Source organism: Janibacter sp. A1S7 (assembly GCF_037198315.1).
GTDB classification, from domain to species: domain Bacteria; phylum Actinomycetota; class Actinomycetes; order Actinomycetales; family Dermatophilaceae; genus Janibacter; species Janibacter alittae.
The window spans coordinates 989,166-1,014,631 of record NZ_CP144913.1; the positions used below are offsets into that span (position 1 = coordinate 989,166).

Sequence of the window (25,466 nt, forward strand, 5' to 3'; positions counted from 1 at the left end):
CCATGGAGAAGTTCACGACGCACACCGGCACCGGGGTCCCGCTGCGCCGCAGCAATGTCGACACCGACCAGATCATCCCCGCGGTGTACCTCAAGCGTGTCTCCCGCACCGGGTTCGAGGACGGTCTCTTCGCGGCCTGGCGCAATGACAAGACCTTCGTGCTCAACCAGCCTGCGTACCACGATGGTTCGGTCCTCGTCGTCGGCCCCGACTTCGGCACCGGGTCCTCGCGCGAGCACGCGGTCTGGGCGCTGAAGGACTACGGCTTCAAGGTCGTCATCTCCTCGCGCTTCGCCGACATCTTCCGCGGCAACTCCGGCAAGCAGGGCCTGCTCGCCGCGCAGGTGGCCCAGGACGACGTCGAGCTGTTGTGGAAGTACCTCGAGAACACCCCGGGCGCGCAGGTCACCGTCGACCTCACGGCGAAGACCGTGGTCGCCGGGGACATCACCTGCGCGTTCCACGTGGACGACTACACGCGGTGGCGCCTCATCGAGGGGCTCGACGACATCGGCCTGACGATGCGCCATGAGCAGGACGTCACCGACTTCGAGGCATCGCGACCCCGCTGGAAGCCGACGACGCAGCCCACTTGAGCACGGCGAGTTGCCTTGAGGTGCAAGGGCATTCGCTGGCTGCACCGGTGAGCTCGCCGACCTGCGTCGTCGACGGGCCCCTCGTGGGCCGGCTCGGGGTCGGCGAATGCGCTTGTGCGCCAATAAAAACTGGTCACCCCCGAATGCTCCACCGAGGGTGTCACCAGTTCTACCGTCGTGTGCAGGTCGGGTGAACGACTCGGCTGTCCGAGCCGGGGACTGCCCGGCGTCGAACCGCTACGGGAGTGACCGTGAACAAGGCAGAACTCGTCAAGGCTCTCGAAGAGAGACTGGGTAGCCGGAAGGCGGCCCAGGAGGCACTGGAGGTCGTGCTCGACACGATCGTCCGTGAGGTGGCCAAGGGGGGTCGCGTCGCCATCACCGGTTTCGGCACCTTCGAGAAGGCGGCCCGCGCCGCCCGGACCGGCCGCAACCCGCGCACCGGTGAGGTCGTGAAGATCAAGAAGACCACTGTCCCGCGCTTCAAGGCCGGTACCAGCTTCAAGACCTACGTCGCCGACCCCAAGTCACTGCCGAAGGCCGCCCCCGCCGCGGCTCGAGCCGCAGCCGGCACCGTCACCTCCGCAGCGGGCACCGCACGGGCCATCGCCGGCAGCGCCGTCCCGGGAGGCAAGAAGGTCAAGAAGGGCTCGTCGGCGGAGTCGACGTCCTCCGCCGCCACGTCCTCGGCCACGACGAAGAAGACTGCTCCGGCCAGGAAGAGCACCGCGTCGACGTCGACGGCCAAGAAGTCGACGGCCAAGAAGTCGACGGCCAAGAAGTCGACTCCGGCCAAGAAGAGCACCGCAACGACGTCGACCGCCAAGAAGTCGACTCCGGCCAGGAAGAGCACCGCATCGACGTCGACGGCCACCTCGGCGAAGAAGGCTGCTCCAGCGAAGAAGTCGACCGCGTCGAAGTCCACGGCCAAGAAGTCCACGGCCAAGAAGTCCACGGCCAAGAAGTCCACCCCGGCCAGGAAGAGCAGCGCCACGAAGTCCACGAGCAGTTCGGACTCCGGCTCCAGCTGACGAGCGGACGGCACCGCATCGCGGTGGCTGCGACGCCCAGGGGTCGCCACGGATCACCGTGGCGGCCCCTCGGTCGGTGGGTGGCCCCCTTCGCCTCGGCCGGGGTCGGTCAGGCGATCGTCTCGTCGTCGCCGATCCCGACGATCCACAGTCGGGTGATCACCCCGTCGGCCTCGGTGATGCTCACCCGCTGGCCGGGCCGCAGGAAGCGCAGGCCGCTGGCGGCGACCACATCGACGGTGACCTCGTGGGAAAGACCCTCATCGGTGACGACGACGGCACCGGTGTCAGGGGACTGGGAGAAGACCGTGGCTTGCACGGATTCGAGGGTAGTCGTGTCATAGGCTGAGCGTTTCCAGACCGAGGCGCCGAGGGCGCCGCCCCGGACCGAGAGGTGCCATGACCACCCACCGCATGCCGACACCGGTCCTGTACCGGGTCGTGGCCGGGGTCCTGCGTCCGGTGATGCGGGCCCTGATGCGGTATGAGGTCAGTGGGCTGGAGAACCTCCCACGGTCGGGTGGCTTCATCGTCACGCCGAACCACGTCTCGCACATCGATCCCTTCCCGTGGGCCCACGTGCTCTACAACCGGGGCCGGGCGCCGGTCTTCCTCGCCAAGAGCAGCCTCTTCGAGGCCCCCGTCGTCCGGTCGGTCATGCGGCACACCCACCAGGTGCGGGTCGACCGCGAGACCGCGAGCGCGGCCAGTTCGCTCGGGCCCGCGATCCGGGCGATCGAGGCCGGCGCGTGCGTGGCCGTCTACCCCGAGGGGTCGCTCACCCGCGACCCCGACATGTGGCCCATGCGCGGCAAGACCGGTGCCGCACGCCTGGCGCTGCAGGCCGGCTGCCCGGTCATCCCGATCGCCCAGTGGGGGTCGCAGGACCTGCTGGCCCCCTACGCCAGGAGGCCGACCCTCTCGCGCCGACGGACCCTGGTCCGGATCCTTTTCTGCCCACCGGTCGAGCTGTCGGACCTGCGCGGCGACCCGGTGACGCGGGACGCGATCACCACCGGCACCGACCGGATCATGCAGGCGCTCACCCACGGGCTGGAGCAGCTGCGTGGGCAGAAGGCGCCGACCGAACGCTTCGACCCCAAGGCCCACGGACTGCGGTCCACGGGTGACTACCGATCAGGAGGAACGTCGTGAACCACATCGCCGTCTTTGGTGCCGGGAGCTGGGGTACCGCCTTCGCGTCGATCCTCGCCGACGCGGGTAACGACGTGCGCGTGTGGGGCCGACGCCCCGAGCTGGTCGATCAAATCAACCGGCGCGTCAACGAGGACTACGCACCGGGGGTCGAGCTGTCGTCGCGGATCTCCGCCTCGACGGATCCCGAGCGCGTCGTCGACGGCGCCGAGATCGTCATCCTCTCGGTGCCCTCCCAGTCCCTGCGCGACAACCTCACCCAGTGGGCTCCGCTGCTCACGGGCGACAAGATCGTCGTCTCGCTGATGAAGGGGATCGAGCTCGGTACGACGAAGCGGATGAGCGAGGTCATCCACGAGGTCGCCGGGGTCCCGCTCGAGCGCATCGCCGCGGTGAGCGGGCCGAACCTCTCCCGCGAGATCATCCAGCGCCAGCCGGCCGCGACCGTCGTCGCCTGCCCGGACGAGGCCTCGGCGGACACTGTCGCCGCGGCGTGCCAGACGAGCTACTTCCGCCCCTACACCTCCCCCGACCTCGTCGGCGCCGAGATCGGGGGAGCGGTCAAGAACGTGATCGCGCTCGCCGTGGGGATGGCCTCCGGCCTGGGGATGGGCGACAACACCAAGGCGACGATCATCACCAGGGGTCTGGCCGAGACGACCCGGCTGGCCACGGCACTCGGGGCGGACCCGCGGACGATGTCCGGTCTCGCCGGCGTCGGCGACCTCATCGCCACCTGCATGTCACCGCTCTCACGCAACCACTCCTTCGGCGTCAGGCTCGGTCAGGGTATGACCCTCGAGGAGGTCACCGCGCAGGCCAAGCAGACCGCGGAGGGCGTGAAGTCCTGCTCCTCCATCCTCGAGCTCGCCCACGGCAACGGCGTGGACGTGCCGATCATCGAGCAGGTCAACCGGGCCGTGCACGAGGCGGTCCCGGTCACGGAGATCGGCCGCCAGCTACTCGCCCGTGCCCGCAAGTCCGAGACGGACTGACGTCAGCCCAGTGCGGCCAGGGACTGCTCCAGGTCGCGCCACAGGTCGTCGACGTCCTCGACGCCGACGGACAGGCGCACGAGGTTGACCGGGACGGCTTCCGGCTCGCCGGGCTGGCGGCGGCGTCGCTCCAGCTGCGATTCGACGCCACCGAGGCTGGTCGAGTTCGACCACAGGCGGGTGCCCGCGGCGAGCGCCTCGGCCTCCGCTGCTCCGTCGGTCGCGCCCGCGACCTCGATCGAGACGATCGCACCCCAGCCCGGGTAGCGCACTCGCGAGACCCGTGGGTGGTCGGCGAGCCGCTGGGCGAGTTCGGTGGCGTTGTCGCACGCCCGCTCGAGGCGAAGGGAGAGCGTGCGCAACCCGCGCAGGGCGAGCCAGGCCTCCATCGGACCGGCGATCGCGCCACCGAGGGTGCGGTGGCGGGCCAGCCGCGTGCGCAGCTCGCGGCCGCGCTCGTCGTCACCGGTGACCGTCAGGCCGAGGATCACGTCGGAGTGGCCCGAGAGGTACTTCGTCGCCGAGTGCACCACGACGTCGGCTCCGCTCTCGAGGGGACGCTGCAGCAGCGGCGTGGCGAAGGTGTTGTCGACGGCGACCAGCGCGCCGACCTCGTGCGCGGCCGCGGTGAGTCCCGGGAGGTCCGCGAGGTCGAGCAGCGGGTTGGTCGGGGACTCCAACCAGACCAGGTCGGCTCCGGGCAGCGCCGCGCGGACCCCGGCGGCGTCGGCGATGTCGACCCAGCGCACCTCGAGCAGTCCGGCCCGGGCGGCCTCGGTGAGCGAGACGACGACACCGTTGTAGGCCGCGGCCGGGGCGACGACGACTCCGCCACGGGGGACCAGCGCCAGCACGGCCGCGACCGCGGCCATGCCGGAGGAGTACAGGAGCGCATCGCCGCCCTCGAGCCCACCGACGGCCTCCTCGAAGGGGGTCCAGGTGGGGTTGTCGACGCGCGCGTAGTTGACCGGTCCGTCGGCGATGTAGGTCGAGGTGAAGGTGACCGGGGGGTTGAGCGACGCGCCCGGCGCCCGCCGGGGGCGACCGGCTGCCACGACGTGCGTCCGTGGGGACAGTCCGCTGGTGTGTGCTGTGGCGGGGGTGCTCGGGTGTTGGTCGGTCATGGTCGCAGATTAGAGGTTAGTCTTCCCCCGATGAGCAGCCATCCGAATCGCAAGCCTCGCGTCGCCGTCGTCTTCGGCGGTCGCTCCTCCGAGCACGCCGTCTCGTGTGCCACTGCGGCGGGCGTGTTGCGCGCGATCGACCGTGACGTCTACGACGTCGTGCCCGTGGGCATCACCCGGGACGGCGCCTGGGTCCTCGCCTCGGACGACCCGGACCGGTTGGCGCTCACCCCCACCCACACGCCGCAGGTCGAGGACACCGGGAGCGCGGTGATTCTCCCCACGCGTGCCGGGGAGAGCACGCTGGGCGTGCACCGCACCGGCGAGGCGATCGAGACCCTCGGAGAGGTCGACGTCGTCTTCCCCGTGCTGCACGGTCCCTACGGAGAGGACGGCACCCTGCAGGGGATGCTCGAGCTCACGGACATGCGGTACGTCGGCTCCGGGGTGTTCGCCTCGGCCGCGGGCATGGACAAGCACTACATGAAGGTCGTCTTCGCCGGTGCCGGGCTCCCTGTCAGCCCGTACGCCGTCATCACCGACCGTCAGTGGCGGCGGGACAAGGCTGCTGCGATGGATGCCGTGATGTCGCTGCACTTCCCGGTCTTCGTCAAGCCCTCCCGCGCCGGATCGTCGATGGGTGTGGCCAAGGTGGATCGCCCGGATCAGCTCGAGGGCGCGATCGAGGCCGCCCGCGAGCACGACCTGAAGGTCATCGTCGAGCAGGGCGTCTCCGGCCGTGAGATCGAGTGCTCCGTGCTCCAGGGGCGCGGGCTGGACGCCCCGCGGACCTCCCTTCCCGGCGAGATCGTCGTCGAGACCGGTCGGGGGCACGACTTCTACGACTTCGAGGCGAAGTACCTGGACGACTCGTCCGTCCGGCTGTCCTGCCCGGCGGATCTGCCGCAGGCCGTGGCCGACGAGGTGCGTCGCCTCGCGGCGGCTGCCTTCGAGTCGCTGGGGTGCGAGGGACCGGCCCGGGTGGACTGCTTCGTCACCGACGGCGGCTCGGTCCTGATCAACGAGATCAACACGATGCCCGGCTTCACGCCGACGTCGATGTACCCGCGGATGTGGCAGGAGAGCGGGATGGGCTACCCCGAGCTCGTCGACGAGCTGATCCAGCTCGCGCTCGAGCGCCCCGTCGGTCTGCGCTAGCCGGTCCGGACCGACTGGGGTGCGCAGGAGCCTGAGCGGGTGCGGCTCAGCTGCAGGCGTAGTCGTTGGTCGGCAGCTGCTTCGCCGCCTCGGCGAACGCCGGCAGCAGCAGCGGGGCCGGGCCGTGCTCCTCGGGGACGAGAACCTCGATCGCCGGCTCCCGGCCGAAGGTGGTCAGCCTCGTCCCGTCGCCGAGGTCCTCGGCCACCCAGTCGATGCCGTCGACGACGATGCACTGGTTCTCGGTCGGACCGAGCGGCGGCATGCCGCAGCGGGCGATGACGGCCGGGTCGCCCCAGGCGATGGCCGTGTGGTCGCTCGGCTCGGTCTCCCGGGGGGCCTCGCCGGAGACCTGCTCGGGCCAGTACCCGCTCGCTGCGGCGCAGGCCGGGTTCTGCGCGTCGACCGCGATCGCGACCTCGACCGGGCGCTCGGTCAGCACCACCACGCCGACGATGCCGGCGCCGAGGGTGCCGAGCAGGAGGGCGACGGCGGGCAGGAGGCCCTCGCGACGGCCGGGGGACGAGATCACGGCCGGGAGACTACCGTTCGGTCCTGACCCCCTTCGCCCGATCGAGGAGACCCATGACCCGGGAGCGCCTGCAGGACGTGTCCGAGGGAGAACTGCTGTCCCGACTCTTCCCGATCTTCGGTGACACCGTCGGGCCGGCGGAGGTGCTCCTCGGCCCCGGTGACGACGCCGCGGTGCTCGCCGCGCCGTCCGGGGGCGTCGTGCTGACGACCGACTCCATGGTCCGCGGCCGCGACTGGCGCGACGACTGGTCCTCACCGACGGAGATCGGCCACAAGGTCGTCGCCCAGAACGTCGCCGACATCGCCGCCATGGGGGCGGTGCCGACCGGGCTGCTCATCACCCTGGCCGCCGACCCGGCGACCGAGGTCGCGTGGGTGCTCGCCCTCGGGGAGGGCATCGCGCGGGCCGCCCGGGAGGCCGGTGCCCCCGTCCTCGGGGGAGACCTGTCCGCCGCGGGCGAAGGGAGCATCGTCGTGGGCATCACCGCCGTCGGCGACCTGCAGGGCCACCGGGCGGTGCGTCGCGACGGCGCCGAGCCGGGCGACGTCGTCGCCGTCCGGGGGAGTCTGGGGCGGTCGGGTGGTGGCCTGCAGCTGCTCCTGGCCGGCCGCGGTCACACCCACCGGGACCCGCCTCTCGGCGAGACCGGCGACTCGCTGGCACGGGCGATCGAGGTGCTGTGCCGGGTGCACCGCCGCACGGAAGACGTCCCGTGGCGTGCGGGCCCCGAGGCGGCCGCCGCCGGCGCCACCGCGATGATCGACCTGTCGGACGGCCTGGTCCGCGACCTCGGTCGGGTTGCAGCGGCGAGCGGGACACGCATCGAGCTCGACGGGAGGGCCCTTGCTGCCTTCGCCGCCGGGCCGCTCACGCTGGCCCTCGGGGCCGAGGAGGCGATGCGTCAGGTGCTCTCGGGCGGAGAGGAGCACTCGCTCGCGGCGACCTTCGCACCCGCGGCCGTCCCCGACGGCTGGGAGGTCATCGGGGTGTGCACCGACGGCTCCGGCGAGGTCGTGGTGGACGGGCAGGTTCCCCCGGTCACCGGCTGGGACCATTTTTCCGGGTGACCGGCGTCCGGTCGGCAGAGCCGAAAAAAGCCGCCGTCCCCGAGGGGGCGGCGGCAGCTTCCGTTCGTCAGCCGGTCAGCGCTGGACCTTGCCGGCCTTGAGGCACGAAGTGCAGACATTGAGACGCTTCGGGGTCGCACCCTTGTCGCCGACCTTGGCCCGAACGCGCTGGATGTTCGGGTTCCAACGACGCTTGGTGCGGCGGTGCGAGTGCGAGATGGAGTGACCGAAGGACGGTCCCTTGCCGCAGACGTCGCAGTTGGCAGCCACGGGTATCTCCTGTGTTCGTCAGTACGTGAGTGATGCGCCGCGACGCTCCACCGCGAAGGGGGAGATGGTGCCGGGCAACCGGTACAGACTAGCGGAGCATGGCGCCACGGACCAAAACGACCCGGCCCGACGGACTCCAGCGGATCCGAGCGGGCACGCACGAGGGCTCTTCCGCCCTGTTGTCGCCACCCTCGGATACCGTGACGACGTGCTGGAGGTCCTGGACGCGGAGTCGGTGCGGCGGTGGGTCGTCGTGACCCGGGCTGCGCTCGCCGTGCGCCGAGCCGAGATCGACGCCCTCAACGTCTACCCGGTCCCCGACGGGGACACCGGGACCAACATGTTCCTCACCCTCGACCAAGCACTGCACGCCACCCGCACCGAGCAGGAGCGGCTCGGTGCCCTGGGCACGCCTCGACTCGACGTCGAGGTGGCCGCGATGTCCCGGGCCGCCCTGATGGCCGCCCGCGGCAACTCCGGGGTGATCCTCAGCCAGCTCGTGCGCGGGGTCAGCGAAGTCATCACCGGCGATCACCTCACCGTCGTCGATGCCCCGGCCGCAGCCCGGGCCATCGCGCAGGGTGCGCGACGCGCGCGGGAGAGCGTCGTGCGCCCCCAGGAGGGCACGATCCTCACCGTCGCGGACGCCACCGCTGCCGAGGCCGAGCGTGTCGTGCGTGGGGGTGGGAGTCTCGGGGAGCTGACCCGGGCCGCCGTGGTCGCCGCTCGGGAGGCGCTGGCCCGCACACCCGAGCAGCTCCGGGTCCTCGCTGACGCCGGGGTCGTCGATGCCGGGGGAGCGGGGTACCTGCTCTTCATCGAGGCACTCGACCAGGTCGTCCACGACAAGGGGCCGGCACGGCGCCTGGTCGTCGACGACTTCACCCTCAACCCCACGCTGGAGCGGCGTGCCGACTGGTCGCAGGAGCGCACCGGTTCCGGGGTCCCGGCGGCTGGGTTCGACGGGCACGAGCGACCCGCCTACGAGGTCATGTACCTGCTGCACGAGGTCCCCGAGGACGGAGTCGTCCACCTGCGCAGCGCGCTCGACGAGCTCGGTGACTGCGTCGTCGTCTCCACCGCGGAGGACCTGACACACGTGCACGTGCACACCGACGACATCGGCTCGGCACTGCAGGCGGGACTCGTCCACGGTGCTCCCGAACGGGTGGTCGTCACCGCGCTGGAGACGATGGCCACCACGCCGCAGCTCGGGGTCTGCCTCGTCGCCTGCGCCGCCGGGCCCGGTATCGCCGAGGTGATCACACGGGCCGGGGCGACCTCGGTGGCATCGGGGCCGGGCCATCGGGCCTCCGCCGGTGAGCTCCTCGCGGCCGTGCGCGAGGGCGGTACCGAGGAGGTCATCCTCCTGCCCAACGACCGGGACACCCGGATGGCCGCCGACGCAGCGGCCCAGGCTGCGGCCCAGGAGGGGCAGAGCGTCCATGTCATCGGGTCGACCACCGCGGTGCAGGGACTGGCCGCACTCGCGGTCTTCGACCCGGGCCAGACCGTCACGCAGAACGTGCTGGCCATGACCCACGCGGCCGCCGCGACCCGGCACGGCGCCGTGACCGTTGCGGTCAAGTCGGGCCTGACCAGCGGCGGTGCGTGCGAGATCGGTGACGTCCTCGGTGTCGTCGCGGGCGACATCACGATCGTCGGGTCGGACATGGACGAGGTCGCCTCCGAGGTCCTGGACACCATCACCAGCACCGGGGTGGACCTGGTGACGATGGTCGTGGGTCGGGAGGTCCCCGACGGGCTCGTCGAGCGACTCACGGCCCGGGTGGAGTCACAGCGTGTGGAGGTCGAGGTCATCGACGGGGGCCAGCCGCACTACCCCCTGCTCTTCGGGGCGGAGTAGTGGCGGGGGAGGACACCCGGCTCAAGGGGCTCCTCGGCGGGCAGGCCGCGGGCAAGCTCGCCAAGCACCGGGACATCGAGACCGTCGGCCAGCTCCTCGACTTCTGGCCCCGTCGCTACCGCAGCGCCGAGGCCGACCTCGGCCAGCCCCGGATCGGCGACTTCCTCGTGGCGGTCGCCCGGGTCGAGTCGGCCCAGACCCGTTCGATGAAGTCCCGCCGCGGCCGCATGCTCGAGGCGAGCATCACCGACGGCCGTTCCCGGATGCGGGTGACCTTCTTCGACGCCCGGGGTCACGAGCGCAAGCTCGTCGCCGGCCGGGAGTTCCTCTTCGCCGGCTCGGTCACCGAGTACCGGGGTGAGCGCCAGCTGGCCCACCCCGGGTACGCCACCCTGGAGGAGGCCGCCGCGCTGGGGGAACTCGGTGATGCCGACCACCACGGCCTCATCCCGATCTACCGGCACGTCCCCGGAGTGCATCCGTGGACGATCACCCGCTGCGTGCGCCTCGTCCTGGGCCAGCTCGACACGGTCACCGATGCGATCCCCGGGTCCGTACGCAGCCGCCGCGACCTGCTGGACCGGGCCGGCGCCCTTCGTGCCGTGCACGCGCCCCGGACCCACGAGGACGTCGACGCGGGCCGCCGCCGGCTGCGCTACGAGGAGGCCCTCGTCCTGCAGTGCCTCCTCGGACAGCGCCGTATCGCTGCCTCCCGGGTCACCACCCAGGGGCGGCAGCAGCGTGAGGGCGGCCTGCTCAGCGCCTTCGACGAGCGGCTGCCCTTCGAGCTGACCGAGGGACAGCAGCAGGTCGGTGGAGAGATCCTCGACGAGCTGGCGCGACCGACCCCGATGCACCGGCTGCTGCAGGGCGAGGTCGGCTCCGGGAAGACGGTCGTCGCGTTGCGGGCGATGCTCGCCGCCGTCGACGCCGGCGGCCAGGCCGTCCTGCTCGCGCCGACCGAGGTCCTGGCGACCCAGCACGAGGCCTCCATCCGTCGGATGCTCGGTGACCTGGCCGAAGGGGGGATGCTCGGCGGCGACGAGCACGCCACCCGCGTCGCGCTGCTCACCGGGTCGATGTCGACCGCGCGTCGCCGCGAGACGATGCTCGAGATCGCCTCCGGCGATGCCGGCATCGTCATCGGCACCCACGCGCTGCTCGAGGACAGGGTCACCTTCGCCGACCTCGCCCTCGTCGTCGTCGACGAGCAGCACCGGTTCGGCGTCGAGCAGCGGGACGCCCTGCGCGCCAAGGGGACGACCCCACCGCACCTGCTCGTGATGACCGCGACCCCGATCCCGCGCACCGTGGCGATGACCGTCTTCGGCGACATGGAGACCTCGACGCTGCGCGAGCTGCCCCGGGGTCGAGCGCCGATCAGCACGCACGTCGTGCCCACCGGTCGGCCCGGCTGGATCGACCGCACGTGGCAGCGGGTCGCCGAGGAGGTCGCCGCGGGTCGGCAGGCCTACGTGGTCTGCCCCCGCATCGGGGGCGACGACGGCCAGGACGGGCCTGATCTCGAGGAAGGCCTCGACCTCGTCGCCGAGGAGGGCGTGGTCGACGACGAGCAGGACGACGGAGAGCGGGTCGAGGAGGGGCCACCCGAGGAACGCCCCCTCGCTGGTGTCGTCGAGACGATCGGCGTCCTGCGGGAGCACCCGGCCCTGCAGGGCCTGACCATCGAGATGCTCCACGGCCGGATGCCGCCGGAGGACAAGGACGCCGTCATGGCGCGCTACTCCGCCGGGCAGATCGACGTGCTCGTCTCCACCACCGTCATCGAGGTCGGCGTCGACGTCCCGGGCGCCTCGACGATGGTCATCCTCGACGCCGACCGCTTCGGTGTCTCCCAGCTGCACCAGCTGCGCGGTCGTGTCGGTCGCGGCGGCGACCCCGGCATCTGCCTGCTGATGACTGCCACCGAGACGGAGTCGGCCATGGACCGCCTCGAGGCCGTCGCGGCGACCACCGACGGCTTCGAGCTGGCCCGGCTGGACCTGACCCAGCGCCGTGAGGGTGACGTCCTCGGCTCGGCGCAGCACGGTGCCCGCACCCACCTGCAGCACTTGTCCGTGCTGCGCGACGAGGACCTGATCGAGGCCGCCCGCGAGGACGCGGGGGAGCTGCTCGGCGTCGACCCGGACCTCGGCGACCACCCGGCGCTGCGCGACCGCATCGCCGACTGGCTCGACGCGGAGCGGGCCGCTTACCTCGAGAAGGGGTGAGACCCCCTTCGTCCCGGGTGGGACCGTCCCGACGCCATGCCGCATGATGGACGCCGTGACCCGGATCATCAGCGGCGGGGCCGGCGGACGGCGACTGCGCACCCCGGCCGGCAACAGCACCCGCCCGACCAGCGACCGTGTGCGCGAAGCGCTCTTCTCCTCGCTGGAGGCGCGTGAGGCCATCGACGGTGCCCACGTGATGGACCTGTACGCCGGCTCCGGCGCGCTCGGGCTCGAGGCGGCCAGTCGCGGCGCCGCCAGCGTGCTGCTCGTCGAGTCCGACCGGGGCGCCTCGGCCACGATCCGCGCCAACATCTCCGACCTCGGCGTCGCCGGTGCCCGGCTGCAGTCGGGCACCGTGGAGCGGGCCCTGGACCGCCCCGCCTCGCTGCGCTACGACATCGTCCTCGCCGACCCGCCCTACGACGTCACCGAGGAGTCCCTCGCAGCGGTCCTGGAGATGCTGCTGGCCCACCAGTGGCTCGCGCAGGAACCGATCATCGTCGTCGAGCGCTCCTCGCGCTCGCCCGAGCCGACGTGGCCCGACGGCATCGTCTCCGAGGGGTCGAAGTCCTACGGCGAGACCGTCCTGTGGTTCGCCACCCAGGTGGCGCCCGACTACCAGATTTGAGGCCGGTGGATCGGGTAGAAAGGGCCCATGAGCCAGTACCCGATCCCACGCCCGGACGGTGGAGACATCGTCGACCTCATCGCCGCCGACCACCGTCTCCTCGAGGACCTCATGCGCGCCCTCCGCGACGAGACGGCCGACCGCACGGCGGCCCGGTCCGCCTTCGCCGAGGTGCTCGTCGCGCACAGCACCGCGGAGGAGGAGGCCGTCTACCCGCGCCTGCGGAAGAAGGACGTCATCGAGGAGGACGAGGAGGACGAGGGCGAGGAGGAGCACGCCGCGACGAACGAGTGCCTGCTGGAGCTGTTGCGCACCGACGTCTCCGCGACTGCGGACTTCGCGCAGGCCATCGAGAAGGTGGCCGAGATCCTCAACCACCACATCAACGAGGAGGAGGTCACCATCCTCAACCCCGCCAACACGGACACGCCGCAGGAGGTGCGCGAGCAGCTCGGGGCCGCGTGGGCCGCGCGGCGCAACGAGTTGCTGGGCCAGGGGTGCGCCTCGATCGAGCAGGTCCAGGGGCTGGTCACGCGGGCCTACGACGAGGGACTGCTGCCCAACGACGACCAGCCGGAGGGCTGAGTCCGACGCGCTCTGGCACGATGGCCGGTATGACTCGTCGTGCCGTCTGCCCGGGCTCCTACGACCCCGTGACCGTCGGCCACGTCGACGTCTTCCGCCGCGCGTCGGCCCTCTTCGACGAAGTCGTCGTCGCGATCCTGCACAACCCGGCCAAGCAGGGGACCTTCACCGTCGACGAGCGGGCCTCCTTCATCCACGACCAGGTCGACGACCTGGGCAACGTGCGGGTCGAGGCCTTCGCCAACCGGCTGATCGTCGACGTGTGTGCCGAGCTGGGGGCCGGGGTCCTGCTGAAGGGGCTGCGCGGAGAGACCGACTTCTCCTACGAGTGGCCGATGGCGCTGATGAACCGCCGGCTCACGGGCGTGGAGACCCTCTTCATGCCCGGCGACCCGCGCCACGAGCACATCTCCTCCTCACTGGTGAAGGAGGTCGCCCGCTTCGGTGGGGACGTCACCGGACTCGTCACCGACGAGGTCCGCGATGCCCTCCGGGAGCGTCTGCCGCGGCCCTGAGCCCACCCCCTTCGTCGGTTTGGGGCGAAGGGGGTCACCCCGGTACTCTTGGACGTCGGTCTGCGTCGTCACGTCGTAGGCCGATTCTGACGGAGACTGGAGTCATGGAACGCAACGCCCACACCTCGCCCCTGGTGCTCGACACCAAGGACGTCGGTCGTCGACCCGGGGCGATGCACGAGGTGGATCTCCAGCCCGGCGCACCGGCCGACTTCGGCACGGACGTCCTCGCCGTCCCGCAGGGCCAGCCGATGGACCTGCAGGTGCGCATGGAGTCGGTGCACGAGGGAGTGCTGGTGACCGGGACGGTCTCCGCCACGGCCAGCGGTGCCTGCGTTCGGTGCCTGGACGAGATCGACCAGCCGGTCGACGCCTCGTTCCAGGAGCTGTTCGTCTGGCCCGACCGGGCGAAGCACCACCGCGAGGTGGATGCCGAGTCCGAGCAGGATGAGGAGCACCTCATCGAGGACGAGATGATCGACCTCGAGACGGTGATCCGGGACGCAGTGCTTCCGAGCCTGCCGTTCCAACCGGTGTGCCGGGACGACTGTCCGGGTCTGTGCTCCCAGTGCGGAGCACGGCTCGAGGACGACCCGGAGCACTACCACGAGCAGATCGACCCCCGGTGGGCGGCACTCGAGGCGCTCGCGCCTCTCGCCTCCGACACGGGGCCTACGGACAACGAAGAGAAGAGGAACTGACGTGGCCGTCCCGAAGCGGAAGCTGTCGCGCTCGAACACCCGTAGCCGCCGTGCGAACTGGAAGGCGACGCCGGCTGCGCTGTCGACCTGCCCCCAGTGCAAGTCCCCGGCGCCGGCCCACCAGGCCTGCCCGAGCTGCGGTACCTACAAGGGTCGCTACTACGCGACCGCGGACCGCACCGAGCACCAGGCCTGAGCGTCCTGTCGCAATGGGCGACAGGAACTCACGACCGCAGCAGCGGCCCGTCGAGGAGCTCTCCCGATACCTCACCGAGGTCACCGGGGAGCCCGTCGACGAGCCGCTGCTCACGCGTGCCCTGACCCACCGCTCGTACTCCTACGAGCACGGCGGGCTGCCCCACAACGAGCGGCTGGAGTTCCTCGGTGACTCGGTGCTGGGGCTCGTGGTCACCGACCACCTGCACGCCACGTACACCGACGTCACCGAGGGTGACCTGGCCAAACTGCGCGCCGCCGTCGTCAACATGCGCGCCCTGGCCACGGTGGCGCGAGCCATCGACCTGGGCTCCTTCATCCACCTCGGGCGTGGCGAGATCAGCACCGGTGGGCGCGACAAGAACTCCATCCTCGCCGACACCGTCGAGGCGGTCATCGGGGCGGTCTACCTCTCGACGCCCAAGCCGCGGGGGCTCGACGCCGCCGCCCAGCTCGTCCACGAGCTGCTCGACTCCGTGATGACCTCGTCGGCGGAGCTCGGTGCCGCCCTGGACTGGAAGACCTCGCTGCAGGAGGTTGCGGCCGGTCAGGGGCGGGGTGCGCCGAGCTATCGCACGAGCGACGAGGGCCCGGACCACGACAAGACCTTCACCGCCGAGACGGTCATCGACGACGAGGTCTTCGGCACCGGCGTCGGACGGACGAAGAAGGACGCCGAGCAGCAGGCTGCCGAGCGCGCGTACGCGACCCTGACCACCCAGCCGACGCCCGTCGACGCATCGGCGACGGACACGACCGCCGGCTGACGTGCCCGAGCTGCCCGAGGTCGAGGTCGTGCGTCGCGGCCTGGCCGACCACGTGGCCGGACGGACCATCGCCGCGGCCGAGGTCCGTGGGCACCGCGTCGCCCGGCGCCATGTCCCGGGAGCGCAGGACCTCGCCGACCGACTGCGCGGTCGCACGCTGGCCGGTGCCCACCGTCGGGGCAAGTACCTCTGGCTCGCCCTGGCGGACGGGGGCGTTGTGCCCGACGAGGCGCTGATCGTCCACCTGGGGATGAGTGGGCAGATGCTCGTGGCCGACCCACGGACTCCGGAGCCGAGGCACACGCACGCCCGGCTGACCTTCACCGACGGGGGCGGCGAGCTGCGCTTCGTCGACCAGCGCACCTTCGGTGGCTTCTCGTTGGCCGAGCTCGTCGACGGGGTGCCGACGAGCGTCGCGCACATTGCCCTCGATCCCTTCGACCCGGACTACGACCGGGCCGCAGTCATCGCCGACGTCAAGCGTCGCCGCAGCGGCATCAAGCGGGTCCTGCTCAACCAGGCGGTCGTCTCCGGCATCGGCAACATCTACGCCGACGAGGCGCTGTGGCGAGCCGGCATCCACGGCGAGCGCCTGGCCAGCGCCCTGACCGGACCCGCGATCGGACGACTGCTCGACCACGCGAAGGACGTCATGGCCGATGCCCTGGAGCAGGGCGGCACGAGCTTCGACGAGCTGTACGTCAACGTCAACGGCGCCTCGGGGTACTTCGACCGATCGCTGTCGGCCTACGGGCAGGAGGGGCGGGCGTGCCCACGCTGCGGCACGGCGATGCGTCGGGAGCAGTTCATGAACCGCAGCTCCACCAGCTGTCCGCGCTGCCAGGTCCGGCCCCGAGGGGTCTGATCAGGGCCGGGGGAGGTTCTTCAGGGGCACCGCGGTGCCGGTGTGCTGCTCGGAGAGATCGGCGAAGGCCTGCCGGATGGTCGCCGCGTACGTGTGTGCACCGCCCAGTGAGGGGTGGATGCCGTCGGGCTGCAGGTCCTCGGCGGCCACGGCCGAGTCCCAGTCGGCGAGAGCGACGTTGGGATGCTCCTCGACGATGCGCTGCAGCGCCGCATTGTCCCCGTCGATCCGCGAGAGGCGGTCGGCGTGGAGGGTGACGATGACGACCATGTGGTCGTCCCCGATCTCGTCGAGGACCTTCTCGATGGTCTCGGAGTCGGTGCCGTCATTCGTGCCCAGGCCGAGCACGACCGCCCGGCGCAGCGTGTCCCCCGCCGCGGTGACCAGGCTCAGACCGTCGGTCCAGCGGCGGTTCTTCCGGGCGTCGATCTGCACGCCCGGGAAGTAGTACTCGAGAGCGGGGACCGAAGCCACGGTGATCGAGTCGCCGAAGACATCGACCTCATCCCCCTTCGGCATCGCGAAGCTCGAGGCGCCGCCGACGGTCTGGGCCGGCGTCCTCGCACGCAGTGCGGCGGCGCGCGCCTGGTTCTCCTCGATGGTTTGCTGGGTGCTGGAGGTGTCCGGCGCGGTGATGAGCACAAGCGTCAGGGACACCGCCAGCGCCGTGCCTGCAGCGGCGACGGTCATGCGGCCGGGGGTCGAGCGCAGCGCGAGCACGCCGCCGATGCGGCGGGCCGCACCGCGGAAGCCGAGACGTCGGACGGGGCCCTCGACGAACCGGAAGGACAGGTCCGCGAGCGCGAGAGTGACGACGACGGCCAAGATTCTGGTCCACGCGAAGGCGCCCGAGCCCGAATTCGTCGGAATGCCCTGACCGATGACGACGATCACCGGCCAGTGCCACAGGTAGATCCCGTAGGAGCGCCGTCCGATCCATACGAAGGGGGCCAGCCCCAGGGTCTCGCGCAGCCGGCCCGGCCGATCCACCGCGCCGAGGAGGAGGACCCCGGTCGCCAGCGCGACGAGTGGGATCCCCAGCCGGAACGTCCACATCCGGTCCTCGGCGGCGACGACGAGTAGCAGGACGAGCGTCGCTGCCGCGGCGGCGATGAAGCGGGTGCGATGCCTGTGCCACACGCGCGTCGTCGTGTACGCCCGCGCCGGTCCCATCCACACGATCGCCAGCGCGGCGCCCGACATGAGCCCCACGAGGTGGGTGTCCGTGCCGTAGTACGCGCGTGTGGCGTTCGCCGGGTCGTAGGTGAGCGCCATGAGAATCGCCGAGGTGAGACCGATTCCGGCGACCAACGCGGCGATCACCCCCTCGACCAGGCCGAGGCGGTGACGCAGAGTGAGCAGGACGAGCATGGCCAGGGGCCAGAAGAGGTAGAACTGCTCCTCGACCGCCAGGCTCCAGAAGTTCATGAAGAGCTGGGGCGAGGTGGCGGCGAAGTAGTTGCTGCCGCCCGCGATCTCGAGCCAGTTCGTCGAGAAGGTCAGGGCCCCGAGCGTCTGGCGGCGGATGCCCACGAGCAGGTCGGCCTCGACGGTGCGCGCGATGAGGATCGCGGCCGGCACGACGACGACGAGCGCCGGGAGGAGGCGCCTGGCCCGACGGGTCCAGAAGCCGACGAGATCGATCCTGCCGGTGTCCCGGCGCTCGCGTACGAGCAGCGTCGTGATGAGGAAGCCGGAGATGACGAAGAAGATGTCCACCCCGAGGAAACCGCCGGGCAGCCAGTCGGGGTCGAGATGGAAGATCATGACGGCGGTGATGGCCAGCGCCCTGAGGCCGTCCAGCCCGGCAAGGTGGCCCGGTGCGGGGCGTGGGCGCGCGTCGGGTGTGCTCGGGGACGCGGCATGCGACGCCGGGGCCTCGGCGTCGTCGAGGGTGCCAGGAGGCTGGATCACGGGACGATGCTAGGCACCGAAAGCCCCGGGATGGAGTAGGCGCACCGGGACTGCCCGCGCTGCCAGGTCCGGCCCCGAGGGGTCTGATCAGGGCCGGGGGAGGTCCTTCAGGGGCACCGCGGTGCCGGTGTGCTGCTCGGAGAGATCGGCGAAGGCCTGCCGGATGGTCGCCGCGTACGTGTGTGCACCGCCCAGCGAGGGGTGGATGCCGTCGGGCTGCAGGTCCTCGGCGGCCACGGCCGAGTCCCAGTCCGCGATCGTGACGTTGGGGTGCTCCTCGGCGATCTCCGCCAGGGCCGAGTTGTCCCCGTCGATGCGTGAGAGGCGGTCGGCGTGCAGGTTGACCAGCACGACCATCCGGTCGGGACCGATCTCGTCGAGAATCGCCTCCACCGTCTCCGGGTCGGTGCCGGCGTTGGTGCCGAAGGCGAGGACCACGGCCCGGCGGAGGGAGTCCTGCGCCGCGGTGACGGCCGACAGCCCGTCGCTCCACTGGCGGTTGGACTGGGCGTCGATCCGCACGCCGGGGAAGTAGTACTCGAGGGCGGGGACCGCGCCGACGACCATGGAGTCGCCGAAGATCTGCATCTCGTCGCCGGTGGGCATCGTGAAGTCCGCCTTGCGGTCCGCAGAATCGAGCGTGCCGTCCCGGTCCTCGGCGTCGTCCGAGCCCGAGGACTTCGCCGGAGCCGAGGCTGCGCTCGCGTCGGGCGAGGGGGAGTCGTCTGACTGCTGCGCGATCCGGGTCTGGTTGTCTTCGATCATCTGCTGGGTGCGGCTGATGTCGGGGGCGGTGATGACGACGAAGGCCAGCACTGCGGCGACCGCGACCACGGTGCCGGTGATGGCCCGACGGCCGCCCAGGGAGAGGGAGCCGAGCGAGGTCGCGACGTGGCGCAGGGTGCCGCGGAAGCCGCGCCGCCGCACCGGGGTCTCGACGAACCGGAAGGACAGGTCGGCCAGGGCGAGCGTGACCAGGACCGCCCACACCCGGGTCCAGATGAACTCGTCGGTACCCGCGTTGGTGGGGATGTCCTGGTTGATGATGAGGATGACCGGCCAGTGCCAGAGGTAGATGCCGTAGGACCGGGTGCCGATCCACACCAGGGGGGCGAGCTCGAGGACGGAGCGAAGGGGGCCGGGTCGCTCGACGGCGGCGAGCACGAGCAGGGCGGTCGCGATGGAGATCAACGGGATGCCCAGGCGGAAGGTCCATGCGCTGCCCTCCCCGGCCAGCAGGAGCAGGGCGGCGATCGTGACGACGGAGCCCCAGATCAGCCACGTGCGGCGCTGGCGCCACTGGGCCGTGGCGGTCCAGGCACGGACCGGACCGGTCCACATGATCGCCAGGGCTGCCCCGAGCATGAGCCCGAACAGGTGGGTGTCGGTGCCGTAGTAGGCGCGAGTGGCATTGGCCGGGTCGAAGCTGACGACCATGAGGAGCGCGGAGGCCACCCCGATCCCCAGGACGAGCGTGGCCATGACCTCCTCGGTGAGGGCGAACCGCCGGTGCACGGCGAGGAGGGCCAGGGCCACCAGCGGCCAGAAGAGGTAGAACTGCTCCTCGACCGCCAGACTCCAGAAGTTCATGAACAACTGCGGTGAGGTCGCGGCGAAGTAGTTGCTGCCGTGGGCGATCTCGAGCCAGTTGGTCGAGAACGTCAGCGCGCCGACGGCCTGCCGCCGGATCCCGACGAGCAGGTCGGTCTCGACCGTGCGGGCGATGAGGATGGCGACCGGTACGACGATGACCAGCGCCGGCAGCAGGCGACGGGCGCGCCGGGTCCAGAACCCGCGCAGGTCGACCCTGCCGGTGCTGCGGTGCTCACGTACGAGCAGCGTCGTGATGAGGAAGCCGGAGATGACGAAGAAGATGTCCACCCCGAGGAAACCGCCGGGCAGCCAGTCGGGGTCGAGGTGGAAGACGATGACGGCGATGATCGCGAGTGCACGCAGACCGTCCAGCCCGGACAGGTGACCGCGCGGGGGTCGCGTCGGGGCCACGGTCGTGGACGCGGACGGAGCGACCGACGCCACCGTGGCGTCTTCGGTGGTGGAGGTGGGGGCCACGGGGCCGACGGTAGGCACTGGACGCCGCGGGGTGGGGGAGGCGCACCGACACGGACGGTAGTTTCGCTCCCATGAGGTGCCAGCAGAACGCGTCCGCCCGCGCGACCTGGTTCGTCCGCGGCCACGTCCAGGGGGTGGGCTTTCGGTGGTGGACCCGGGCGCGTGCGCTCGAGATCGGACTCGTGGGCCATGCCCGCAACATGGATGACGGCCGCGTCGAGGTCGTCGCGGAGGGGCCACCCGAGGATCTCGACCGCCTCGACTCGATCCTGCGGGAGGAGGTGTCCACGACCGCTCGGCCCGGCCGGGTGACGTCCGTCGGTCGGGTGGACCAGGAGCCCCGCGGTGGGATCGTCGGCTTCGTGGAGAAGTGAGGTGGGCCGCCTGCGTGGCCTAACCTGTGCGGGTGAGTGAGACCCATCCTGATCTGCTGCGGTTGCGGCAGTCCATCGACAACATCGACGCTGCGCTCATCCACCTGCTCGCCGAACGGTTCAAGGCGACGCAGAGCGTCGGCGAGCTGAAGGCCCGCATCCGGATGCCCCCGGCGGACCCGGCCCGCGAGGAGCGTCAGATCGCGCGGCTGCGGGACCTGGCCGACGAGGCCGGCCTCGACCCGGTCTTCGCGGAGAAGTTCCTGAACTTCGTCATCGCCGAGGTCATCCACCACCACGAGCGGATCGCCAGCGGGACGAGGGGAACCGAGTCATGATCGAGCTGAAGACACCCGAGGAGATCGAGGCGATGCGCCCCGCGGGTCGGCTGGTCAAGTCGGTCCTGGACGCGCTCGTCGACGCCGCCGACGTGGGGACCAACCTCCTCGAGCTCGATGCACTCGCCCACGAGATGATCCGTCGGGCCGGCGGCACGTCCTGCTACATCAACTACCACCCCTCCTTCGGGGCGATGCCCTTCGGCAAGGTGCTGTGCACCTCGGTCAACGACGCGGTGCTCCACGGGCTGCCGCACGACTACCGGTTGCGTGACGGGGACCTGCTGTCGGTCGACTTCGCCGTCGAGGTGGACGGGTGGGTCGGCGACGCAGCGAGGTCCTTCGTCGTCGGGACGCCCGACCCGCAGGACCTGCGCCTCATCGACACCACCGAGCGCGCCCTGGCTGCGGCCATCGACATCGCCCGCCCCGGAAAGAAGCTCGGTGACATCAGCGCGGAGATCGGTGCTGTCGCCCGCACCGAGGGTTACTCCGTCAACACCCAGTTCGGCGGCCACGGCGTCGGCCGGACGATGCACGGTGACCCGCACGTGGCCAACGACGGCCGCGCCGGGCGCGGGATCCCCCTTCGCCCCGGCCTGGTCATCGCCATCGAGCCGTGGTTCATGGCCGGCACGGACGAGATCCGGACCGACCCCGACGGCTGGACCCTGCGCAGCGGGGACGGCTCCCGCGGCGCCCACAGCGAGCACACCATCGCCATCACCGACGGCGACCCGGTCGTCCTCACCGGCTGATCCCTGCGCGACCGGCCATACCTGCGGGAGAGCGCCGTGCCCGGGCCACGCAAGTAGAGTGACCGGGATCGTCATCCCCGTCTGCCCGAGGAGAGTCCAGCTCGTGTACGTCAAGAGCCTCACCCTCAAGGGCTTCAAGTCATTCGCCTCATCGACCCACCTGCGCCTCGAGCCGGGCATCACGTGCATCGTCGGCCCCAACGGTTCGGGCAAGTCCAACGTCGTCGACGCGCTCGCCTGGGTGATGGGTGAGCAGGGGGCGAAGTCCCTGCGCGGCGGCAAGATGGAGGACGTCATCTTCGCCGGCACCACCGGTCGTGCGGCACTGGGGCGCGCCGAGGTGACGATGACGATCGACAACACCGACGGGGCCTTGCCGATCGACTACACCGAGGTGACGATCAGCCGCACGATGTTCCGCAACGGCGGTTCCGAGTACGCGATCAACGGCACCTCCTGCCGCCTGCTCGACATCCAGGAGCTGCTCTCCGACTCCGGCATCGGCCGCGAGATGCACGTCATCGTCGGGCAGGGACAGCTCGACGCCGTGCTGCGGGCCACGGCCGAGGACCGGCGCGGGTTCATCGAGGAGGCCGCGGGCGTCCTCAAGCACCGCAAGCGCAAGGAGAAGGCGCTGCGCAAGCTCGACGGGATGGAGGCCAACCTCTCCCGCGTCGCCGACCTCACCTCCGAGATCCGTCGCCAGCTCGGCCCGCTGGGTCGTCAGGCCGAGACCGCCCGCAGGGCCGCGGTCATCCAGGCCGACGCCCGCGACGCGCGCCACCGGCTGCTCGCCGACGACCTCGTGCGGATGACCTCTGCGCTCGAGCAGGAGGTGGCCGAAGAGGAGGCCATGCTCGCCCGCCGCAAGGCCCTCGAGGAGGCCGTCCTCGCGGTCCGCACCCGGATCGCCGCACACGAGGAGGCCGGGGCCGCCGCGACCGTCGAGCTCACCGCAGCCCGGGATCGCGCCGTGCGACTGGCCTCCCTCACCGACAAGCTCACCGCGACCGCCGAGCTCGCCGCCGAGCGGGTACGACTGCTCGGGCAGGACGAGGAGGTCGAGACCACGAGTGGCCGCGACCCCGAGGCGTTGCGCGCCCAGGCCGCCCGCGCCCGCGAGGACGAGGACGCCCTGCGCGCCGAGATCGCCGAGGCCACCGATCAGCTCGCCGCGTCCGTCGCGGCCCGCGAGGACGCCGAGAAGGCCTTCGCGGCGGAGCAGCAGCGCATCGCCGCGCTCGTCCAGCGCGCCGCCGACCGCCGGGAGGGCCTGGCCCGTCTGGCTGGCCAGGTCGGCGCCCGCCGCTCCCGGATCGAGGCCGCGGAGGCCGAGATCGGCCGACTCCGCGAGAGCGTGGCCACCGCCCTGTCCCGGGCCGACGAGGCCGAGCAGGAGTTCACCCGCCTCGAGAGCACGATCGCGGACGAGGAGGGCAGCGAGGAAGGTCTCGACGAGGCCTACGAGAGGGCGGCCGCGGCCCACGACGAGGCTGCCACGCAGGTCGAGCAGATCACCGAGGCGGGGCGTGCCGCTGAGCGTGACCGACAGTCGGCCCAGGCCCGCCTCGAGGCCCTCGAGCTGAGCCTGCGTCGCAAGGACGGCGTCGAGGCACTGAAGGAGGCATCCGCTGCCGAGCACGAGATCCTCGGCTCCGTCGCCGAGCTCGTCGCCGTCAGCGGTGGCCACGAGGCCGCCGTCGCCGCCGCCCTGGACCAGGCCGGCAACGCCCTCGCCGTCGGCAGCGTCGACGCCGCCGCCCGCGCCGTCGAGCGACTGCGCACCGAGGACTCCGGCCGTGCGCACCTGGTCGTCGGCGCCACCGCCCGACCGGCGGGCCGCGCGGGATGGCCGTCCCTCCCTCCGCACGCCGTCTGGGCCCTCGACGTCGTCGAGGCACCGACCGAGGTGCGACCCGCGGTCGAGCAGGTCCTCGAGCGGGTCGCCATCGTCGGGGACACGGCCGCCGCGCTCGCCCTGCTCGCCGAGACCGGCGAGCTCACGGTCGTCACCGGGGACGGGGACGTCTACGGACCGGGCTTCGTGCGGGGTGGGTCCAGCGCCGCACCGAGCCAGCTCGAGCTGCAGGCCGCCGTCGACGAGACCCGCACCGTGCTCGAGGACGCCACCCGGCGCGGCGAGGAGTCGACCTTCGCCCTGACGACGGCCCGGGACACGCTCGCCCAGCGCGTCGAGGCACGCGAGGCGGCGATGGAGGCGCTCCACGAGTCGGATGCACGGATGGCTGCTGTCGCCGAACAGCTCGGTGGGCTCGGGACGACCGCCCGCACCGCACGGGCCGAGGCGGAGCGCACCCGGGCCTCCATCGCCGAGGCCACGGCCGCGCTCGAGTCCGACCGCGCCGAGCTGGCCGAGCTCGAGCAGCGCCTCGAGGACGCGTCCGAGGAGCCGGCCGAGGACGAGGGGGAGGACGCCACCGACGACCGCGATCGGCTCGAGCTCGCGGCCGGCGCCGCTCGCACGGCCGAGACCGAGGCCCGCCTGGCCCTGCGCACCAAGGAGGAGCGGGCCCGCTCGCTGCACGGCCGCGCCGAATCCCTGGAGGGGGCGGCCCGGAACGAGATCGCGGCCCGTGAGCGCCTGCGCGCGCGAAGGGAGCGTCGCCGCCGGGAGGCCGAGGTCGCCGCTGCCGTCGAGACCGCCGCGCGATGGTCCGCCGCACGTGTGGCGTCCGCGGCCGCGGACGCCACACGTGAGCGCGACGCGGGGGAGTCGGCCCGCGTGGAGCGCGACGAGGCCCTGCGGGTCCTGCGCACCGAGCTGACCGAGCAGCAGGACGCGCTGCGCGAGCTGACCGACGAGGTGCACCGCGACGAGGTGGCCCGGGCCCAGCAGATCGCGCGGATCGAGCAGCTGCAGACCCGGGCCGTCGAGGAGCTGGGCGTCGACCCGGACGTGCTCATGGAGGAGTTCGGCCCGCACCAGCTGGTACCGCACGTCGCGGGTCCCGACGAGGACCCGGAGTCGGAGGACTTCCCGCAGCCGCAGCCCTACGAGCGTGCCGTCCAGGAGAAGCGCCTGCGCACGGCCGAGCGCGGGCTGAAGTCGCTGGGCAAGGTCAACCCGCTCGCGCTGGAGGAGTTCGCCGCGCTCGAGGAGCGGCACACCTTCCTCACCACGCAGCTGGAGGACCTGCGCCGGTCCAAGCAGGACCTGCTCGACATCGTCTCCGAGATCGACGAGCGGGTGGAGCAGGTCTTCGCCGAGGCCTTCGCCGACACCGCCGAGCAGTTCCGGGGAGTCTTCTCCCGGCTCTTCCCCGGGGGCGAGGGCAGGCTCGTGCTCACCGACCCGGGCAACATGCTCACCACCGGCATCGAGGTCGAGGCCCGGCCGCCGGGGAAGAAGGTCAAGCGGCTGTCGCTGCTCTCCGGTGGCGAGCGCTCACTGGTCGCGGTCGCGCTGCTCGTGGCCATCTTCAAGGCCAGGCCCTCGCCCTTCTACATCATGGACGAGGTCGAGGCCGCCCTCGACGACACCAACCTCGCCCGACTGATCATGCTCTTCGACGAGCTGCGTGACTCCAGCCAGCTGATCGTCATCACGCACCAGAAGAAGACGATGGAGGTGGCCGACGCGCTCTACGGGGTCTCGATGCGCGGCGACGGCATCACCACCGTCGTCAGCCAGCGACTGCGGGACGTGGCACCCGAGGGCGAGCAGCAGCCCGCCTGAGATCAC

At 71.5% G+C, this 25,466-nt stretch carries 25 protein-coding genes; 19 read left to right on the top strand and 6 right to left on the bottom strand.

Going from position 1 to position 25,466, the window contains the following annotated elements; translation table 11 throughout:
- The first annotated feature begins 2 nt into the window (after positions 1-2).
- Both leuD and V1351_RS04800 read left to right on the top strand, forming a co-directional pair.
- Positions 3-596 carry a 3-isopropylmalate dehydratase small subunit gene (leuD, locus tag V1351_RS04795; protein WP_338751230.1) on the top strand — a complete coding sequence of 198 codons (594 nt, stop codon included), beginning with the start codon at positions 3-5 and terminating at the stop codon, positions 594-596.
- A 251-nt stretch (positions 597-847) separates the two neighbouring features.
- Entirely contained in the window at positions 848-1,627 is a 780-nt protein-coding gene (locus V1351_RS04800) for an HU family DNA-binding protein (protein WP_338751232.1), read from the top strand.
- 109 nt (positions 1,628-1,736) lie between these two features.
- Here the strand turns inward: V1351_RS04800 and V1351_RS04805 are convergent, their stop codons facing one another.
- Complete coding sequence (locus V1351_RS04805) at positions 1,737-1,946, bottom strand: hypothetical protein (protein WP_338751234.1); 210 nt, start codon at positions 1,944-1,946, stop codon at positions 1,737-1,739.
- 80 nt (positions 1,947-2,026) lie between these two features.
- On the opposite strand from V1351_RS04805, the gene V1351_RS04810 reads away from it, so the two are divergent.
- Together V1351_RS04810 and V1351_RS04815 are read left to right on the top strand one after the other, a co-directional pair.
- Entirely contained in the window at positions 2,027-2,782 is a 756-nt protein-coding gene (locus tag V1351_RS04810) for a lysophospholipid acyltransferase family protein (protein WP_338751236.1), read from the top strand.
- Complete coding sequence (locus V1351_RS04815; protein ID WP_338751238.1) at positions 2,779-3,777, top strand: NAD(P)H-dependent glycerol-3-phosphate dehydrogenase; 999 nt, start codon at positions 2,779-2,781, stop codon at positions 3,775-3,777. The genes V1351_RS04810 and V1351_RS04815 overlap by 4 nt, the downstream gene beginning before the upstream one ends.
- 2 nt (positions 3,778-3,779) lie before the next feature.
- Here V1351_RS04815 and V1351_RS04820 read toward each other — a convergent pair whose 3' ends face one another.
- Positions 3,780-4,901 carry a trans-sulfuration enzyme family protein gene (locus tag V1351_RS04820; RefSeq protein ID WP_338751240.1) on the bottom strand — a complete coding sequence of 374 codons (1,122 nt, stop codon included), beginning with the start codon at positions 4,899-4,901 and terminating at the stop codon, positions 3,780-3,782.
- A gap of 30 nt (positions 4,902-4,931) precedes the next feature.
- Here V1351_RS04820 and V1351_RS04825 point away from each other — a divergent pair, with 30 nt between their 5' ends.
- Entirely contained in the window at positions 4,932-6,059 is a 1,128-nt protein-coding gene (locus tag V1351_RS04825) for a D-alanine--D-alanine ligase family protein (protein ID WP_338751242.1), read from the top strand.
- Positions 6,060-6,105: 46 nt separating this feature from the next.
- Here the strand turns inward: V1351_RS04825 and V1351_RS04830 are convergent, their stop codons facing one another.
- Complete coding sequence (locus tag V1351_RS04830) at positions 6,106-6,591, bottom strand: DUF3515 family protein (protein WP_338751244.1); 486 nt, start codon at positions 6,589-6,591, stop codon at positions 6,106-6,108.
- 53 nt (positions 6,592-6,644) lie between these two features.
- Here V1351_RS04830 and thiL point away from each other — a divergent pair, with 53 nt between their 5' ends.
- Entirely contained in the window at positions 6,645-7,661 is a 1,017-nt protein-coding gene (gene thiL, locus V1351_RS04835; RefSeq protein WP_338751246.1) for a thiamine-phosphate kinase, read from the top strand.
- A 75-nt stretch (positions 7,662-7,736) separates the two neighbouring features.
- Here the strand turns inward: thiL and rpmB are convergent, their stop codons facing one another.
- Positions 7,737-7,931, bottom strand: coding sequence for a 50S ribosomal protein L28 (gene rpmB / locus V1351_RS04840; RefSeq protein ID WP_338751248.1), 195 nt, complete (start codon positions 7,929-7,931; stop codon positions 7,737-7,739).
- Between the two features lie 208 nt (positions 7,932-8,139).
- On the opposite strand from rpmB, the gene V1351_RS04845 reads away from it, so the two are divergent.
- The 9 genes from V1351_RS04845 to mutM all read left to right on the top strand — a co-directional run bounded on the left by V1351_RS04845 (position 8,140) and on the right by mutM (position 16,309).
- The gene (locus V1351_RS04845) at positions 8,140-9,798 is read left to right on the top strand and encodes a DAK2 domain-containing protein (protein WP_338751250.1); all 1,659 of its coding nucleotides are present in this window, start codon (positions 8,140-8,142) and stop codon (positions 9,796-9,798) included.
- Positions 9,798-12,029: an ATP-dependent DNA helicase RecG gene (locus V1351_RS04850; RefSeq protein WP_338751252.1), complete on the top strand. Its 2,232-nt coding sequence runs from the start codon at positions 9,798-9,800 to the stop codon at positions 12,027-12,029. The genes V1351_RS04845 and V1351_RS04850 overlap by 1 nt, the downstream gene beginning before the upstream one ends.
- 55 nt (positions 12,030-12,084) lie before the next feature.
- Complete coding sequence (gene rsmD / locus V1351_RS04855) at positions 12,085-12,660, top strand: 16S rRNA (guanine(966)-N(2))-methyltransferase RsmD (RefSeq protein WP_338751254.1); 576 nt, start codon at positions 12,085-12,087, stop codon at positions 12,658-12,660.
- A 27-nt stretch (positions 12,661-12,687) separates the two neighbouring features.
- Positions 12,688-13,245, top strand: a complete 558-nt coding sequence (locus tag V1351_RS04860) for a hemerythrin domain-containing protein (RefSeq protein WP_338751256.1) — start codon at positions 12,688-12,690, stop codon at positions 13,243-13,245.
- 20 nt (positions 13,246-13,265) lie between these two features.
- The gene (gene coaD / locus V1351_RS04865) at positions 13,266-13,760 is read left to right on the top strand and encodes a pantetheine-phosphate adenylyltransferase (protein ID WP_422389009.1); all 495 of its coding nucleotides are present in this window, start codon (positions 13,266-13,268) and stop codon (positions 13,758-13,760) included.
- A 104-nt stretch (positions 13,761-13,864) separates the two neighbouring features.
- A complete protein-coding gene (locus V1351_RS04870; RefSeq protein ID WP_338751260.1) occupies positions 13,865-14,461 on the top strand; it encodes a YceD family protein in 597 nt (198 codons plus the stop codon).
- Position 14,462: 1 nt separating this feature from the next.
- Entirely contained in the window at positions 14,463-14,657 is a 195-nt protein-coding gene (rpmF, locus tag V1351_RS04875; RefSeq protein WP_338751262.1) for a 50S ribosomal protein L32, read from the top strand.
- A gap of 13 nt (positions 14,658-14,670) precedes the next feature.
- On the top strand, positions 14,671-15,444 hold the full coding sequence (gene rnc / locus V1351_RS04880) for a ribonuclease III (RefSeq protein ID WP_338751264.1): 774 nt from the start codon (positions 14,671-14,673) through the stop codon (positions 15,442-15,444).
- A 1-nt stretch (position 15,445) separates the two neighbouring features.
- Positions 15,446-16,309: a bifunctional DNA-formamidopyrimidine glycosylase/DNA-(apurinic or apyrimidinic site) lyase gene (mutM, locus tag V1351_RS04885; protein ID WP_338751266.1), complete on the top strand. Its 864-nt coding sequence runs from the start codon at positions 15,446-15,448 to the stop codon at positions 16,307-16,309.
- Here mutM and V1351_RS04890 read toward each other — a convergent pair whose 3' ends face one another.
- Both V1351_RS04890 and V1351_RS04895 read right to left on the bottom strand, forming a co-directional pair.
- Positions 16,310-18,223: an acyltransferase family protein gene (locus V1351_RS04890; protein WP_338751268.1), complete on the bottom strand. Its 1,914-nt coding sequence runs from the start codon at positions 18,221-18,223 to the stop codon at positions 16,310-16,312. It abuts the gene before it with no gap.
- Between the two features lie 87 nt (positions 18,224-18,310).
- The gene (locus V1351_RS04895; protein ID WP_338751270.1) at positions 18,311-20,293 is read right to left on the bottom strand and encodes an acyltransferase family protein; all 1,983 of its coding nucleotides are present in this window, start codon (positions 20,291-20,293) and stop codon (positions 18,311-18,313) included.
- A gap of 71 nt (positions 20,294-20,364) precedes the next feature.
- Between V1351_RS04895 and V1351_RS04900 the strand changes: the two genes are divergently transcribed.
- The 4 genes from V1351_RS04900 (at position 20,365) to smc (ending at position 25,460) form a co-directional block, all read left to right on the top strand.
- Positions 20,365-20,667 (top strand): acylphosphatase, encoded by a 303-nt coding sequence (locus V1351_RS04900; protein WP_338751272.1) that lies wholly within the window; start codon positions 20,365-20,367, stop codon positions 20,665-20,667.
- 32 nt (positions 20,668-20,699) lie between these two features.
- A complete protein-coding gene (locus V1351_RS04905) occupies positions 20,700-21,005 on the top strand; it encodes a chorismate mutase (protein ID WP_338751273.1) in 306 nt (101 codons plus the stop codon).
- Positions 21,002-21,763 carry a type I methionyl aminopeptidase gene (gene map, locus V1351_RS04910; protein WP_338751275.1) on the top strand — a complete coding sequence of 254 codons (762 nt, stop codon included), beginning with the start codon at positions 21,002-21,004 and terminating at the stop codon, positions 21,761-21,763. Before V1351_RS04905 ends, map begins: the two co-directional genes overlap by 4 nt.
- Before the next feature lie 103 nt (positions 21,764-21,866).
- Complete coding sequence (gene smc / locus V1351_RS04915; protein WP_338751277.1) at positions 21,867-25,460, top strand: chromosome segregation protein SMC; 3,594 nt, start codon at positions 21,867-21,869, stop codon at positions 25,458-25,460.
- Positions 25,461-25,466 lie beyond the last annotated feature (6 nt).

Coding starts and splice junctions, on each gene's coding strand:
- leuD (WP_338751230.1), top strand. CDS start 3: ATGGAGAAGTTCACGACGCACACCGGCACCGGGGTCCCGCTGCGCCGC.
- V1351_RS04810 (WP_338751236.1), top strand. CDS start 2,027: ATGACCACCCACCGCATGCCGACACCGGTCCTGTACCGGGTCGTGGCC.
- V1351_RS04820 (WP_338751240.1), bottom strand. CDS start 4,901: ATGACCGACCAACACCCGAGCACCCCCGCCACAGCACACACCAGCGGA.
- V1351_RS04825 (WP_338751242.1), top strand. CDS start 4,932: ATGAGCAGCCATCCGAATCGCAAGCCTCGCGTCGCCGTCGTCTTCGGC.
- thiL (WP_338751246.1), top strand. CDS start 6,645: ATGACCCGGGAGCGCCTGCAGGACGTGTCCGAGGGAGAACTGCTGTCC.
- V1351_RS04860 (WP_338751256.1), top strand. CDS start 12,688: ATGAGCCAGTACCCGATCCCACGCCCGGACGGTGGAGACATCGTCGAC.
- coaD (WP_422389009.1), top strand. CDS start 13,266: ATGGCCGGTATGACTCGTCGTGCCGTCTGCCCGGGCTCCTACGACCCC.
- V1351_RS04870 (WP_338751260.1), top strand. CDS start 13,865: ATGGAACGCAACGCCCACACCTCGCCCCTGGTGCTCGACACCAAGGAC.
- rnc (WP_338751264.1), top strand. CDS start 14,671: ATGGGCGACAGGAACTCACGACCGCAGCAGCGGCCCGTCGAGGAGCTC.
- V1351_RS04900 (WP_338751272.1), top strand. CDS start 20,365: ATGAGGTGCCAGCAGAACGCGTCCGCCCGCGCGACCTGGTTCGTCCGC.
- map (WP_338751275.1), top strand. CDS start 21,002: ATGATCGAGCTGAAGACACCCGAGGAGATCGAGGCGATGCGCCCCGCG.